General features: G+C 66.3%; 16 protein-coding genes. 8 read left to right on the top strand and 8 right to left on the bottom strand.

Annotated features, from left to right (window positions below):
- Nucleotides 1-53: 53 nt before the first annotated feature.
- The 4 genes from Q8Q80_RS05505 to Q8Q80_RS05520 all read right to left on the bottom strand — a co-directional run bounded on the left by Q8Q80_RS05505 (nt 54) and on the right by Q8Q80_RS05520 (nt 4,160).
- Nucleotides 54-1,127: a serine protease gene (locus Q8Q80_RS05505; RefSeq protein WP_305631962.1), complete on the bottom strand. Its 1,074-nt coding sequence runs from the start codon at nt 1,125-1,127 to the stop codon at nt 54-56.
- A 96-nt stretch (nt 1,128-1,223) separates the two neighbouring features.
- The gene (locus Q8Q80_RS05510; RefSeq protein ID WP_305631963.1) at nt 1,224-1,802 is read right to left on the bottom strand and encodes a flavin reductase family protein; all 579 of its coding nucleotides are present in this window, start codon (nt 1,800-1,802) and stop codon (nt 1,224-1,226) included.
- Nucleotides 1,803-1,805: 3 nt separating this feature from the next.
- A complete protein-coding gene (locus tag Q8Q80_RS05515; RefSeq protein ID WP_305631964.1) occupies nt 1,806-3,581 on the bottom strand; it encodes a glutamine--tRNA ligase/YqeY domain fusion protein in 1,776 nt (591 codons plus the stop codon).
- A gap of 159 nt (nt 3,582-3,740) precedes the next feature.
- Nucleotides 3,741-4,160, bottom strand: coding sequence for a SoxR reducing system RseC family protein (locus Q8Q80_RS05520; protein ID WP_305631965.1), 420 nt, complete (start codon nt 4,158-4,160; stop codon nt 3,741-3,743).
- 556 nt (nt 4,161-4,716) lie between these two features.
- Here Q8Q80_RS05520 and nifA point away from each other — a divergent pair.
- The 7 genes from nifA (at nt 4,717) to Q8Q80_RS05555 (ending at nt 10,236) form a co-directional block, all read left to right on the top strand.
- Entirely contained in the window at nt 4,717-6,390 is a 1,674-nt protein-coding gene (nifA, locus tag Q8Q80_RS05525) for a nif-specific transcriptional activator NifA (RefSeq protein WP_305631966.1), read from the top strand.
- A 250-nt stretch (nt 6,391-6,640) separates the two neighbouring features.
- Complete coding sequence (nifV, locus tag Q8Q80_RS05530) at nt 6,641-7,780, top strand: homocitrate synthase (RefSeq protein ID WP_305631967.1); 1,140 nt, start codon at nt 6,641-6,643, stop codon at nt 7,778-7,780.
- Nucleotides 7,777-8,604, top strand: coding sequence for a serine O-acetyltransferase (gene cysE, locus Q8Q80_RS05535; protein ID WP_371132704.1), 828 nt, complete (start codon nt 7,777-7,779; stop codon nt 8,602-8,604). Before nifV ends, cysE begins: the two co-directional genes overlap by 4 nt.
- Nucleotides 8,597-8,929 (top strand): nitrogenase stabilizing/protective protein NifW, encoded by a 333-nt coding sequence (gene nifW / locus Q8Q80_RS05540; RefSeq protein WP_305631968.1) that lies wholly within the window; start codon nt 8,597-8,599, stop codon nt 8,927-8,929. The genes cysE and nifW overlap by 8 nt, the downstream gene beginning before the upstream one ends.
- A gap of 24 nt (nt 8,930-8,953) precedes the next feature.
- Nucleotides 8,954-9,403: a hypothetical protein gene (locus Q8Q80_RS05545; RefSeq protein WP_305631969.1), complete on the top strand. Its 450-nt coding sequence runs from the start codon at nt 8,954-8,956 to the stop codon at nt 9,401-9,403.
- Nucleotides 9,404-9,427: 24 nt separating this feature from the next.
- Entirely contained in the window at nt 9,428-9,751 is a 324-nt protein-coding gene (locus tag Q8Q80_RS05550; protein WP_305631970.1) for a ferredoxin, read from the top strand.
- Nucleotides 9,748-10,236 (top strand): hypothetical protein, encoded by a 489-nt coding sequence (locus Q8Q80_RS05555; protein WP_305631971.1) that lies wholly within the window; start codon nt 9,748-9,750, stop codon nt 10,234-10,236. The genes Q8Q80_RS05550 and Q8Q80_RS05555 overlap by 4 nt, the downstream gene beginning before the upstream one ends.
- Before the next feature lie 531 nt (nt 10,237-10,767).
- On the opposite strand, the gene Q8Q80_RS05560 is transcribed toward Q8Q80_RS05555, so the two are convergent.
- From Q8Q80_RS05560 to Q8Q80_RS05575, 4 genes are read right to left on the bottom strand one after another with little or no spacing between them, the layout of a single operon-like run.
- Nucleotides 10,768-10,953, bottom strand: a complete 186-nt coding sequence (locus Q8Q80_RS05560) for a hypothetical protein (RefSeq protein WP_305631972.1) — start codon at nt 10,951-10,953, stop codon at nt 10,768-10,770.
- Between the two features lies 1 nt (nt 10,954).
- Nucleotides 10,955-11,572 (bottom strand): DUF938 domain-containing protein, encoded by a 618-nt coding sequence (locus tag Q8Q80_RS05565; protein WP_305631973.1) that lies wholly within the window; start codon nt 11,570-11,572, stop codon nt 10,955-10,957.
- Complete coding sequence (locus Q8Q80_RS05570; RefSeq protein ID WP_305631974.1) at nt 11,569-12,123, bottom strand: GNAT family N-acetyltransferase; 555 nt, start codon at nt 12,121-12,123, stop codon at nt 11,569-11,571. Before Q8Q80_RS05570 ends, Q8Q80_RS05565 begins: the two co-directional genes overlap by 4 nt.
- 3 nt (nt 12,124-12,126) lie before the next feature.
- Complete coding sequence (locus tag Q8Q80_RS05575; RefSeq protein WP_305631975.1) at nt 12,127-13,470, bottom strand: (Fe-S)-binding protein; 1,344 nt, start codon at nt 13,468-13,470, stop codon at nt 12,127-12,129.
- 353 nt (nt 13,471-13,823) lie between these two features.
- Between Q8Q80_RS05575 and Q8Q80_RS05580 the strand changes: the two genes are divergently transcribed.
- Nucleotides 13,824-14,063, top strand: coding sequence for a zinc ribbon domain-containing protein (locus Q8Q80_RS05580; protein ID WP_305631976.1), 240 nt, complete (start codon nt 13,824-13,826; stop codon nt 14,061-14,063).
- The last annotated feature ends 683 nt before the right edge of the window (nt 14,064-14,746 follow it).

Consider the following 14,746-nt stretch of genomic DNA (forward strand, 5'->3'; position numbering starts at 1 on the left):
TCGCGAATACAAACGGATCCTGCAGTTGCGCCGCATGCCCGTTGCGACGGCGGTCAGCAGGTATCGAGTCGCGGACAGCCGGGGCTGTTGGCAGGCGCAGGTGGAATGCCACCGTTTTCCAGGGCCTTGTCGAGCCGGCCGGCAAGGTCCGTATCGGCCAGCGCCAGTTCGTTGCGGATATGTGTGGCCTCGCCGCTGCGGCCGGTCCGCGACAGCGCCAGTGCGGTGTGAAAGAGTATCTGCGGATGTCCCGGCGACAAGGTGATCGCTTTTTGCAGCGCGGCCAGCGCCTCCGTGTGTCGATCGAGGCGCGACAGCGCGACGCCTGACTGATGCCAGGCGTCAGCATTGTCCGGCTGCGCCTGTGTCCATTCGCCTGCCAGTTCGGCGGCTGCCTGCCAGCGCGCCTGCGTGCCCATGCGTGCCACGCGCAGGAACCACGGCTGCGCCGGGTCCGGTTGTTCCCAGATGGCCAGGCCGTCGATCGGCGCCACGTCACTCTCGGGCAGCGTGCGGACACGCCGGATCATTTCGGCCGGCATGGCGAAATAGCCACCGGCGTGGCCGGACGCGAGAAATGTGGTGATGCCCATCAGCCTGCCGCGGCCATCGAACAGCCCGCCGCCGCTGCCGCCCAGCGCGAAGCCGCTCGACGTTTCGATCACCGCCATGCCGTCATGCGGATGCGTGGTGGCCACGCGCCCGGGCGCGAAAAAGGCTTCGATCCCGCCCGAGTAGCCGTAGTAGAAAGACTTCTCGCCTGCCTTCACCGATGCTGCGTCGCGCAGCTCGGCGACGCGCAGTGGCATCGGGCCGGTGCGCAGCAGGCACAGATCGTTGGTCATGTCGGCCTTCTGGCCGAATACCGGGTACACCAGCGCACCCTTGGCGACTTCGATGCGCACGGCTTGCCGCGTGACGTGGCAGTTGGTGACGACCTCGTTCTCCGCCACCACGACGCCCGAACCGAAGTAACCCTTGCCTGCCGCGTTGACCACGCGCACCTGCACCACGCTGATCGACAGGCCGGTATAGAAGCCCGAGCCGAATTCTTCCGCTACATCATTTGCCGTGGCGGCAGAGGACAGGCCCAGACAGCAGACGAGCAGGGCAGACAGGCGGATCATGGGTGGCCTCGCAACGGGTGGCGGTGGATCGGTGGAGTGTCGAACAACCGCTATCGGAACGTCGCGACCGCAGAAAAGTTCGCGCGGTCGGTGCGGTCAGTCGGCGCCGCCGCCCGTCATCGGGCCGGTCACGAAAAAGGCGCCGCCGGCCACATGGTGGAGGGTGCGCAGCGCATCGTGTTCCGGGCCGAAATGCCAGCGTCCGGCGCTGAACACCCGACTGTCAGCCTGCGCCGCGACCACCTCGCCGATGAACAGGTCGTACCGGCTCTGGTTGTGCATTTCGGGGACGACGCGACATTCCAGCCAGGCCACGCAGCCTGCGATCAGCGGTGCGGCGACCGCGTCGCCGGCAAAGGTCGAGATATCGAGGGCGGCGAACTTGTCCCGGTCGCGGCCGGAATCGCTGCCGACCGCCACGGTGAGCGCACGCTGCGCCTGAGTCGGCACATTGATCGTGAATTCACCGGAGGCTTCGATCAGCTCGCGCGTGAAGGTCGATTTGTCGATCACCACCAGCAGCTTGGGCGGGTCGAAATCGAGCGGCATGCACCAGGCCGCCGCCATCACGTTGCGTCGCGCGCCGTGCGCGCTGCTCACCAGCACAGTCGGGCCGTGATTCAGCAGGCGGTAAGCCTTTGCAAGCACCACCGGTTCGACAGTTGATACGGGCATGCGCTACTTTCCCCAGCTGTCCTTCAGCGTCACCGCGCGGTTGAACACCGGCCGGCCGGGCGCGGAATCCTTGCGGTCGGCGACGAAGTAGCCGTGGCGTTCGAACTGGAACCGTTCATCGGGCGCGGCGGCTGCGAGGCCGGGTTCGACGATGGCCTGCACGGATTTCACCGAGTCGGCGTTCATCACGGTCAGGAAGTCGCGGCCGCCGGCGTCCGGGTGGGCTTCGGTGAATAAACGGTCGTACAGCCGGACTTCGGCCGTTACGCCGTCCAGTGCGCCAACCCAGGTGATGACGCCCTTCACCTTGACGCTGTCGGCACCCGGGGTGCCGCTTTTCGTGTCCGGCACGATCGTGGCGAGAACCGCGGTGATGCCGCCATCGGCGTCCTTTTCGCATCCGGTGCATTCGATCACGCAGCCGTACTTCAGCCGAGTGCGGTTGCCCGGATACAGGCGGTGATAGCCCTTCGGCGCCTCTTCCATGAAGTCTTCACGCTCGATCCACACGTCGCGCGAGAGGTTGAAGCTGCGTTGCCCGTGTTCGGGATGATGCGGATGCACCGGTGCCGAGCAGGCTTCGGTGTCGCGACCGGCAAACAGCGCATCCCAGTTGGTGAGCTTGAGCTTCACCGGATCGAGCACCGCCATCGCGCGCGCGGCGCGGCCGTCGAGGTCGTCGCGCAGCGCGCCTTCCAGCGTGGAGTAATCGATCCACGAATCGGCTTTCGACACGCCGATGCGTTCGGCGAACAGCTGTATCGCCTCCGGCGTGTAGCCGCGCCGGCGCAGGCCGACGATGGTTGGCATGCGCGGGTCGTCCCAGCCGCTGACGTGCCCTTCGGTCACCAGCTGCATCAGCTTGCGCTTGCTGGTGACCACATAAGTGAGGTTCAGGCGGGCGAATTCGTACTGCTTCGGCAGCGGATGCGCGAGCAGGCCACCTTCCGCGAGGCGTTCCAGCACCCAGTCATAGAATGGCCGCTGGTCTTCGAATTCCAGCGTGCAGATCGAGTGGGTGATGCCTTCAAGCGCGTCTTCCAGCGGGTGCGCGTAGGTGTACATCGGATAGATGCACCAGGTGTCGCCGGTGTTGTGGTGGTGCGCGCGCTTGATGCGGTAGATGGCCGGGTCGCGCAAGTTGATGTTGGGGCTGGCCATGTCGATCTTCGCGCGCAGCACCATCGCACCGTCGGCGTGCCGGCCGTCGCGCATGGCGCGGAACAGCGCCAGCGACTCCTCGCGCGGCCGGTCGCGCCAGGGCGACGCCTTGCCTGGCTCGGTCAGCGTGCCGCGGCTGGCGCGCATTTCATCCGGCGTCTGCTCATCGATATAGGCGTGGCCGGCTTCGATCAGGTATTCCGCTGCGCGGTACATGAAATCGAAGTAGTCGCTGGCGAAATACAGGTGCGAGGCGCCGTAGGCGTCCCAGCCGAAGCCCAGCCACTGCACCGAATCCTTGATCGATTCGACGTACTCGACGCTTTCCTTCTCCGGATTGGTGTCGTCGAAGCGCATGTGGCACACGCCGTCGTAGTCGCGCGCCAGGCCGAAATTCAGACAGATCGACTTGGCGTGGCCGATGTGCAGATAGCCATTGGGTTCGGGCGGAAAGCGGGTGCGGATCTTCGCCGGATCGGGCTCGCCGGCGGCGTGGTGGGCGGCGTCACCCGGGCTGCGCGCCCAGCGGCGGCTGGCGTAGATGTGCGCGCCGAGATCCTTCTCGATGACGGCGCGCAGGAAATTCGAGGCGGGAGCAGCGGGACTGCGATCTGACATGGTGTCCGGGTCTGAAAGTGACGGTCAGCACGAATTCTATCCGGTCGCTGTCGTGCCCGACGGCAGGCAGGCAATTTCAGTCACGACGTGTCAGCGCCAGACAGCCGCGAACCGATGCGGGCGCTTTGCGCACGGTGGTGTGTGGCCCGCCTCGCCGGCTCAGATCGCGCCGCCGCCCTGACAGACCTGTGGCTGCAGGCGGGTCCGCCAGTGGCGGGCCAGCACGCGCGAGCCCAGGTGACCCGAAAACAGGCCGCTGCTGCCACACAGCACGACGGCAATGTCGGGCAGTACGAGTGCGCTGCCTGCCGCAATGCCGGCGAGCAGGCCGCCCAACGGCAGCAGATAGGCGGCGGCCACGGCACGCATCATCGTGCCGTCATCGACCATGATCGACACCTGATCACCCGTGCGGAGCCGGCGCGCCAGATCGGCCGCGACCTCGATCCGGTGCGTGCTGCCGTCGCCGGTGCCGCAGGCCGACTTCGACCGGCAGCCACCGCAGGCAGCCGGAGCATCGACAGCGACGGTGAGGCGGTTGCCTTCGATGGCGACGATCCGTGTTGGTTGCGTTTTCATGTCCCGCTCCGGCCTGTGCATTGAGATCGACCTTGCAAACGTCGTGCCATTTCACGACCCGCTGCGGAACTTCGGCGCCGCGCCAGCCGGACACGGCGATCGTGGGCTGGCCGGATGTCGTCCGGTGGGTATGTAGCGTGTGACAGGGTTTGTCGGCTTTGCAGCATCAGCGACAGCCCGCGCACGCACTGTTTTGGTATTGCGCTGCACCAACCCGGACTGCATGGGCGACTGGCTGCAGTCCAGGCGAGTGAGGTCGCGCTCGCTGACCACACGCAAACGGCGTCGTGCCGGCGTTCGTGCATTCGGCGGCGGTTGTGCGTGATAACCCTGCTCCGGGTACGGGCTTTGCTTTGATGTATCCGGGCGGAGACAAATGCGGGTTAATCCACCATCTGGAGCAGGCCGCCGGACGGTCGCCAGCGTTGGCGACAAGGTCGCTCGCCCGCTTTTCCCCAACATAACAAGACCTCCAGGGGCCACTGCACAGTGGGAACCCGACACGACCACACGGACGTCGTATCGGGTTTCCGGACCAACCGCCGGGGGCTGCATCATGGGTGCGAATGGAGTCGAGCTGAATGCTCGTGCGAATGTAGAACTGGTGACGGTCTACGAGATCAGCAAAATCCTGAGCTCGTCGCTGGACGTCACCAAGACGCTGCGCGAGGCGCTCAATGTGCTCGCGCATCACCTTGATTTCCGACGCGCAATGATCGCGCTGGCCGACGAAGACGGCGAATCGTTGAGCCTCGCGGCGGCGGTCGGGCTGAGCGCCAAGGAGTGGGCGAGCGGACGCTATCGGGCGGGCGAAGGGATACTTGGACGAATCTACCGATCGGGTTCGCCCATGGTGGTGCCCGACATTTCGGTCGAACCGCTGTTCCTGAACCGCACCGGCGCGCTGGACGAAGCCGATGGTCACACGATTGCCTTCATCGGTGTGCCGATACGCGGCAGCAGCGAAGCCCTTGGTGTGCTGTGCGTGGATCGCGCCGTGACGCCGCGCGGCAGTTTCAGCAGCGACGTTCGCGTGCTGACGATGGCGGCCAATCTGGTCGGACAGTCGGTGGCGCTGCGCCGCGTCGTCCATGACGAACATGAACGTCTTCTGAACCAGGCCAAGCTGGTGCGGCGGGAAACGCGCGGCCGCTTCAAGCTGGACAACGTGGTCGGCGCCTCGCCCCGCATGCAGGAAGTATTTGCCGAAGCGCACCAGGTGGCGCCGTCGCGCGCCACCGTACTGTTGCGCGGCGAGAGCGGAACCGGCAAGGAAGTCATCGCGCGGGCCATCCATGAATTGTCGACCCGCAAGGGCGGGCCCTTCATCAAGCTGAACTGCGCGGCACTGTCCGAATCGCTGCTCGAGTCGGAACTGTTCGGCCACGAAAAGGGTTCGTTTACCGGCGCCAGCGCCGAGCGCAAGGGCCGCTTCGAACTGGCCGACGGTGGCACGCTGTTCCTTGACGAGATTGGCGACATATCGCCGGCGTTCCAGACCAAGCTGCTGCGCGTGCTGCAGGAGCGCGAGTTCGAGAGGGTCGGCGGTTCGCGTCCGATCAAGGTCGATGTGCGGCTGGTCTGCGCCACCAACCGCAATCTGGAAAAGATGGTGGCCGCCGGCACCTTCCGCGCTGATCTGTACTTCCGGATCAACGTGGTGAGCATCTTCCTGCCGTCGCTGCGCGAACGGCGCGAGGACATTCCGGCGCTGACCCGGCACTTCCTCGAACGCTTCAATCGCGAGAACGATCGCACCATGAAGCTGGCGCCGAGCGGACAGACGGTGATGATGCAGTGTTACTGGCCGGGCAATGTGCGCGAGCTGGAAAACTGCATCGAGCGCACCGCGACGATGGCGCATCACGACTCGATCGAGGCGTCGGACTTCCCCTGTTCGGCGAACCGCTGTCTCACCCAGGTGCTGCATTTCGTCAAGAAGGACGATGCCGTGTCGCCGGTGCTGGTGAGCGCAGCGCTGCATCATCCGGACGACGCGTCGGCGGACGATGCGGCGGTGGCTGCCGCGCCACCGGCACGCGTCGATGCCGGCGCATCGGCAGCGCGGCCGACCGATGACGACAAGCCGCAGGGCGAGCGCGAACGGCTGGTGTGGGCGATGGAGCAATGCGGCTGGGTGCAGGCCAAGGCGGCCCGACTGCTCAACATCACGCCGCGCCAGATGGGCTATGCACTGAAGAAGTACGACATCGAAGTCAGGCGCTTCTAGCCTGTGACGACATCCAGTCGTGGCGCGCGCCACGACTGGATGTCATCCGGGCCTCTCGTCACGCCGCCGCACCCTCCTGTTCCTCCCCTGTTGCAAACGACACAAAGCCGACAGGCGCGCCACGCCGCTTTGCTTCACTGCCGACCGGCTCGCCGTCTGGAAATCAAAAAACTCATTCATATCATTCTGTTGCGATCAATGCGGGTGATGGCATAGCGCTTGCTGAATGACTGTCGGGAGGAATCGCGACATGGCAGCCGACTTCATCATCAATGACACCACGCTGCGCGACGGCGAACAGACCGCCGGCGTTGCGTTCACCGCAGACGAGAAGTGCACCATCGCCCGCGCGCTGGCACTGGCCGGCGTGCCGGAAATGGAAATCGGCATTCCGACGATGGGTGAAGCGGAAATCGAAGTCATCCAGGACATCGCCTCGCAGCATCTGTCGTCGCAGCTGATGGTGTGGGCGCGCATGGTCGATGCCGATCTCGATGCCGCGCTGCGCTGTCCGGTGGACATCGTGCACATGTCACTGCCGGTCTCCGACCTGCAACTCGAATCCAAGCTGCGGCGCAGCCGTGAATGGGTGCTGGCGCAGATCGTGCCGCACGTCGGACGCGCGCTCGATGCCGGCGTCGACGTCAGCGTCGGCATGGAAGACGCATCGCGTGCCGACATCGACTTCCTGTGCCGCGTAGCCGAAGAAGCGCAGCGGGCCGGCGCACGCCGCGTGCGCTTCGCCGACACGCTGGGCATGCTCGATCCGTTCGGCACCTGGATGATGGTGTCGCGCCTGCGTCGCACGGTCGACATCGAAATCGAGATGCATGCCCACAACGATCTCGGGCTGGCCACCGCCAACACGCTGGCGGCCTTCCGCGCCGGGGCGACGCATGCCAACACGACGGTGAACGGTCTGGGCGAGCGTGCCGGCAATGCGCCGCTGGAAGAGGTGGTGATGGCGATGCGCCACATCCATGGGGCCGATGCCGGCATCACGACGCAGTCGCTGGTGCAGATATCGCACCTGGTCGAGCGCGCATCCGGTCGGCGCATTGCCGCCAACAAGAGCATCGTGGGATCCGACGTGTTCACGCACGAGTCGGGCATCCATGTCGATGGACTGATCAAGAACCCGCGCAACTATCAGAGCTTCGACCCGGCCGAACTGGGCCGTTCGCACCGCATGGTGCTGGGCAAGCATTCCGGCTCGCACGCGGTACTCGCCGCGTACGCGCAGCTCGGCATGTACCCGTCGGTGCCGGAAGTCGCGCAGATCATCGAGCGCATCCGCGCCTGGGCCACGCGCAACAAGTGCGAACCGGACGCCACCCAGCTCGCCGATTTCTACCTCGAGGTCATGCGCACGCAGCGGGAGACTTCATGAACACGGACAACGCCACCTTGGATCCCTGCATCGATCCCTCCCCGCCCCCCGCAACGCTCGGCCTGTTCGCCATGCTGCGCGAAGATGTGGCCTGCGTGTTCAAACGCGACCCGGCGGCACGCAGCACGCTCGAACTGCTGACCATCTACCCCGGCATCCAGGCACTGGTGATGCACCGGCTGGCGCATGCGCTGTGGCTGCGCGGCCTGCGCTATCTGCCGCGCCTGCTGTCCTTCGTCACCCGCTTCCTGACCAATGTGGACATCCATCCTGCGGCCTGCATCGGCCGGCGCTTCTTCATCGATCACGGCGCCTGCGTGGTGATCGGCGAGACGGCGGAGATCGGTGATGACGTGACGCTGTATCACGGCGTCACGCTCGGCGGCACCACCTGGAGCGCCGGCAAGCGCCACCCGACGCTGGGGTCCGGCGTCGTGGTCGGGGCCGGCGCCAAGATACTCGGGGCCATCACGGTCGGCGACCGCGCCCGCGTGGCCGCCAATTCGGTGGTGATCGAAGACGTGTCGCCCGGCATGACGGTGGTCGGCATTCCCGGCCGCATGGTGCTGCCGAAAAGCCAGCGCCGCATCACCGACGGCGGCATCGACCTCGACCACCACCAGATGCCCGATCCGGTCGGCAAGGCACTTGCCTGCCTGCTCGAACGCATTGCCGATCTCGAATGCGAGATCGGCCGCCTGAAAGGCGACCTGCCCGCGATGCAGGGCGCCTGTCGCGACTGCGACGACACCTGTTCTCAACCCGCTTTCGACGGCAGTCTGCGCGCCGCCGACATCCCTCAAGGAGTGAAACGTCATGGATGAACTGACCCAGCGTCTGGCCACACTTTCGTCGGCCGAAGATTTCCTGGAATTCTTTGCACTGCCCTTCGACCAGTCGATCGTCAATGTGAACCGGCTGCACATCCTCAAGCGCTTCTATCAGTACCTGCGCGGCGAGCAGGGCGTGGCCGAGGGCGAACCCGCCGTCGTGTATGCGCGTTATCGCGGCCTGCTGCTGCGCGCCTACGAAGACTTCGTCAAGTCCACGCCGCAGCAGGAAAAAGTGTTCAAGGTATTCCAGGAGGCGGACGGCCAGCAGCGCGTCTCGCTCGAAAGCCTGCGTTCGACGCTGCCGTCGGTCGCCTGAACGTGCGCAAGGAGGGCGATCGTCATGATGGATACCAGCGATACTTTTCTCGCCCGCGTCGGTGCGCTTGAGAGCGAAGCGGCCGGCCACTACGAAGTGGCCGCGCGGCACGCGCTGAATGCCGGCGATCTCGAACTCGAAGTCTTCTTCCAGAACCTCGCTTCGCTGGCCCGCATGGAAGCAGGTGAAGCGCTCGGCGGCTCGCTGCCGGTGACCGCGCTGTTGCCGCGCATCCGGCCGATCGAAATGGAGAAGCCGCGTAGCGCCGTCAAGGTGATCAGCGACGAAGCGCTCGACCTGTATCGCTCGCTTGAGCGCGCGCTCGACCTGAAGCGGCGCAGCCACAGCTACTACGCCACGATGGCCGTGCTCGCCCCCGAACCGGGGCTGCGCAAGATGGCGCGCGCCTTCGCCCACGACGACGCGGCGCACCTCACGGAGATCGAGAACTGGATCTCCCGCATGACCGCCTGACCCTTCCAACCTGAAAGACGCACCATGCCCAAGCCGCTCAAACACGTTTTCGTATGCAGTCAGCAACGCCCGAACGGCCATCCGCGCGGATCCTGTGCCCAGAAGGGCGGCGCCGAAGTGCTGCAGACTTTCTGGGCCGAACTGCAGGCACGCAACTGCTTCGACAAGATCGCCGTGACCTACTCGGGTTGCCTCGGCCCGTGCGATCAGGGCACCAACGTCGTCGTCTATCCGGAAGGCGTCCTGTACTCGAACGTGACCAAGGCCGATGTCGCCGAGATTTTCACCCAGCATCTGCTTGGCGAAGCGCCGGTCGAACGCCTGCTTGCCGGCGAGGCGGTCTGGTGAATCTGTTCACCGGCGAAAGCGCGGACGAATTCTTCGGTGGCAGCGTGCCGCCCGCGGTGCGCCGGCTGCTCGACGAGGCGGTCGGTGCGCCACCACCGCGGGTCGAGGCGCTGTTATGGACAGCGCAGGCCAGCGCGCCGGAATGTCTGCCCGTGTATTACCTGCTGTACAAGTTTCACGCCGGACGGCGCCAGTTCGAGCTGGCCGAAAAGGCCGCTCGCAAGGGCATCGACGTTGCAGGCCGGCAGGCGAAGTTGAACGTTGACTGGACGCGGGTGCAAGCCGGGGACGGCAATTTTTCGGCAACCGGCCCGGCGCGTTTCTGGCTGTTCAGCCTCAAGGCACTGGCTTTCATCTGCCTGCGTTCCGGGCGCAGCGACGAAGCGCGCGCACTGGTCGGACACATCACCCGCCTCGACCCCACACACGGGCTGGGCGGTGAAGTCCTCACGTCCCTGCTCGACGGCAGCGCCGCCGGCGACTGATTCCGGATCGCATCGCGGAGCTTGTTGGGCATCGCTGCGCTCACCCCAACCTACGGACTCGTCGCGCACTTGTAGGTTGGGGTGAGCGCAGCGATGCCCAACGACCGCCCGTCGCCGCCGGCTTTCCGCTGCAACACCGGATGCACGTCACCGCGCGCCCTCAGCCTGTCGCCACCCGACACACCGTTTATTGGCCGACATTCCGTGATCTTCGATCGGCGATGTGGTCGCTCGTGATCGAGCCGGTCGTCAATCCGCCACACCGTAGGTTGGGGTGAGCGCAGCGATGCCCAACGACCGCCCGTCGCCACATGCTTGCGCTGCAACCCGGATGCACGTCACTGCGCGCCCCGCTGCCTTTCGCCACACGACGCACCGGCTATTGACCGACATTCCGTGATCTTCGATCGGCGATGCGGTCGCTCGTGATCGAGCAGACCGTCAATCCGCCACACCGTAGGTTGGGGTGAGCGCAGCGATGCCCAACGACCACCCGTCGCCGCATGCTTCCGCTGCAACACCGGATGCACGTCACTGCGCGCGCCCACACCGGTTCTGGCCGGCATTCCGTGATGTTCGGTCGGCGATGCGGTCGCTGGTGAAGCGCCCGTCGTAGTCGAACGGGCCGTCAATCAGCACACCGTAGGTTGGGGTGAGCGCAGCGATGCCCAACGCCCGCCCGCCGCCGCCTGCTTTCCGCTGCAACTCCGGATGCAAGTCACTGCGCAACCCCTGCCTGTCGCCACACGACACACCGGTTGTTGGCCGGCATTTCGTGATCCTCGATCAACTGCAACCCGGCCTTGCGTGCCAGCGCATCGACCGCTTCGAAATCGCGGATGCCCCGGTGCGGTGCGCCGGCCTTGAGCGAGCGGTCGAATTCGGCGTTGCTGTCGCTGGTGAAGCGCCCGTTGTAGTTGAACGGTCCATAGATCACCAGCAACCCGCCCGGCGACAGCACGGCCGGCAGCGCGGCGAACAGTGCGATCACTTCGTTCCACGCCATGATGTGCAGCGTATTGGCGCTGAACACCGCGTCATGCCAGGCATCCGGCCAGAACCGGCTGACGTCCAGGGGCAGCGGTGGTGGCGTGTTGGGCAGCGCCGCGTCGGCGAGCCACATGCGGATGCCCGGCAACATGTCTTCCCGATCGCTGCATTGCCAGCGCAGATGGGGCAGCGCTGTCGCGAAGTGCACCGCGTGCTGGCCGGTGCCGCTGCCGATTTCCAGTACATGCTGCCGATCGGCGAAGTGGATGCGCAGGCGCTCAAGGATCACGTCGCGGTTGCGATCGCAGGAAGGCGCATACGGCTTGGCGGGAGGCACGTTGTTCATGTTCGCACTCTGGCATGAAGCAGCACGTCGCGCGGCTCCGGCGATACATTGGGATGCAGGATGTAACGGCGCAGCACGCCCTCCGTCTGCATGCCGACGCGTTCGAGCGTGCGCGCCGAGCGCGGGTTGTCGATGTCGCTCACGGCCTCGACACGGTACAGCGAACGGTGGCTGAACGCTTCGTCGAGGAGGGCGGCCAGCGCTTCGGACGCGAGGCCGCGGCCCCACAGATCGTGTGCCAGCGCGAAACCGAGGCGCATCGAATGGCCCTGGCCGAGCAATTGCAGCAAGCCGCCGGCTTCACCGTCGTCGGTCACCAGCACCCAGGTGCGCGCCGCGTTGCGCTGCCAGCGCGCGAGGTCGTGCGAAATCTGCCGCTGCGTCTGCGCCAGTTCGACGTGTGCCGTCCACCCGAGATAGCGTGTCACCCGCGCGTCACCGCTGACGCGCGCGAACAGCGCGGGGGCGTCATACGGCAACGGCTTGCGCAGCAGGCATCGGGCAGTGTGCAGGATTTCTGCCCAGTGACCGCTTTCCGCCCGGACAGCCATGCGTCAGCCCACCAGCGCGCGGCGCAGCACCTGCGCCAGATGTACCGACGAACGCTGTGCGCCGTCGCGGATCTGGTGGCGGCAGCTGGTGCCGTTGGCGACCAGCAGCATGTCGGCGTCGAGCGCGCGCACCGCCGGCAGCAGCGCCAGTTCCGCCATGCGCATCGACTGGTCGAAGTGTTCCGCCTCGTAGCCGAAACTGCCGGCCATGCCGCAACAGCTCGACTCGATGAAATGCGTCTCCAGCCCGTGCACCAGCCCGAGCACCTTGCGCATGGCCTTCATCGCGCCGAAGGCCTTCTGGTGGCAGTGGCCGTGCACCGCGGCGCGCGTGCCATCGGGCAGGCGCAGTGCGAGCGACAGGCGCTTCGCGTCGTGCTCGCGGGCGAGGAATTCCTCCAGCAGCAGGGCCGACTTCGCCACCTGCTCGACGCGCTCGCCCAGCACCAGCGCGTAGTACTCGTCGCGCAGCATCAGCAGGCACGAGGGCTCCAGGCCGATCACCGGCACGCCGCGTTCGACCAGCGGCCACAGCGCGTCCATCGTGCGCACCGCCTGTGCCCGCGCCTCGTCGATCAGGCCGGACGACAGCCAGGTGCGACCGCAGCACAGCGCCGCTGCGCCGCGCGGCGCCCGCGGCAGGTGCACCCGGTAGCCGCCGGCCAGCAGCAGGTCGAGCGCCGCCTGCGCGGTGGCCGGATCGAGGTGGTTGGAAAAGGTGTCGATCAGCAGCGCGACCTCGCGGCCGTCGGCCGGGCCGTACACGTCGCCCTCGACGTCCTGCAGGAAGGCGCGCGCACTCACCCTGGGCAGCGAGCGGCGCGCCGAAATGCCGGTCAGCCGCTCGGCGATGGCGGCGACCGGCGGCAGCCGTTCGCGCAAGCACAGCAGCGCGCGCAACCGGCGCAGATGCCCGAGCCAGCGCGGCACGGCGGCCAGCCAGCGCTCGCGCAGTGGCACCCGGCCCAGCGCCTGCCAGCGCTGGGCGCGCGCCTCGGTGCGCAACAGCGCCATGTCGGTGCCGTTCGGGCATTCGCGCTTGCACCCCTTGCAGCCGACGCACAGGTCCATCGCAGCGGCCAGTTCCGGCCCGGTGAATGGCGATGCGCCCAGTTCGCCATTGAGCGCGGCCTTCAGCGTCTGCGCGCGGTGGTGGGTCGAATGCACCGGGTCTTTCGTGGCGCGGAAGCTGGGGCACATCACGCCGTTGCCGTCGCGCTGGCATTGCCGGTTGCCGATGCACACCGCCGCCGCGCGACCGAAGCCGCCACCGGCCGCCGGCACCTGGGCGTAGGCGTCGCCGGCGCCATAACTGTCGTAGGCCGACCAGTCGAGTTCAGTCCGCACGCTGCACCTCTGCGTCAAATTCCCGAGACGATGCAAGAGCGATGCCAAAGGCGCGACCTTCATTCAGGGTCGAAAACAGCCGGATGCGCACGTCGCCCGGAAAGCTGCCGGCGCGGGCAGACACCTCGATGCGACTGGCCAGCCGTCGGGATTGTCGGGTTGCGGTGTCATGATTGTTTCAGTCACGCAGGCTACATAGCGCTGTACGACACAGCGCATGTTCCAGGCCAGCAGTTCGTCACCTAGGTGGCACTTCGGCGGTACATGCCTGTGCAACACCGCTGTCGTCGATCCGGCCCGCGCAGGACCTCTTCTTGCTTGGTACCCGGCAGGTACAACAGGAGATCATTGCGATGCCGCTTCATGACTTTCACTGCCGCAAATGCGAAATCAGCTTCGAACGGCTGGTTCGCGGCGACACGCCGATCACCTGTCCGGGGTGCGGCAGCGATGAGGTGGACAAGTTGCTGTCGGCTCCGCAAGCCCCCGGCCGCAGCAAGGACATCATTGCGGCCGGCCGCGCCGCTGCGGCGCGGGAAGGTCACTTCAGCAACTACTCGTCGAGCGACCAGGCCAGAACGCGGCGCAAGTGACAGCCTGCGTGTTGGGCATCGCTGCGCTCACCCCAACCTACGGACTCGTCACGCCTTCGTAGGTTGGGGTGAGCGCAGCGATGCCCAACAGACACACGCCACGACCCGATAGATCGGGACGACCCAAACCGATGCCCCCACACCCGCCCACCGTCACGACCCCGCAGGTTGGGGTGAGCGCAGCGATGCCCAACACGTACCCGCCACGACCCGATAGATCGGGACAATCCAAAGCCGATCCCCGACACCCGCCCCCGTCACGACCCCGCAGGTTGGGGTGAGCGCAGCGATGCCCAACAGACACACGCCACGACCCGATAGATCGGGACGATCCAAAACCGATCCCCGACACCCGTCCCCGTCACGACCCCGCAGGTTGGGGTGAGCGCAGCGATGCCCAACACGTACCCGCCACGACCCGATAGATAGGGACAATCCAAAGCGGATGCCCCGACACCCGCCCCCGTCACGACCCCGTAGGTTGGGGTGAGCGCAGCGATGCCCAACACGTACCCGCCACGACCCGATAGATCGGGACGATCCAAAACCGATCCCCCACACCCACCCCCGTCACGACCCCGCAGGTTGGGGTGAGCGCAGCGATGCCCAACAGACACACGCCACGACCCGATAGATCGGGACAATCCAAAACCGATCCCCCACCCCCCCCCCCGTCACGACCC

Origin of the sequence: Methyloversatilis sp., assembly GCF_030698125.1 — a bacterium.
GTDB lineage: Bacteria > Pseudomonadota > Gammaproteobacteria > Burkholderiales > Rhodocyclaceae > Methyloversatilis.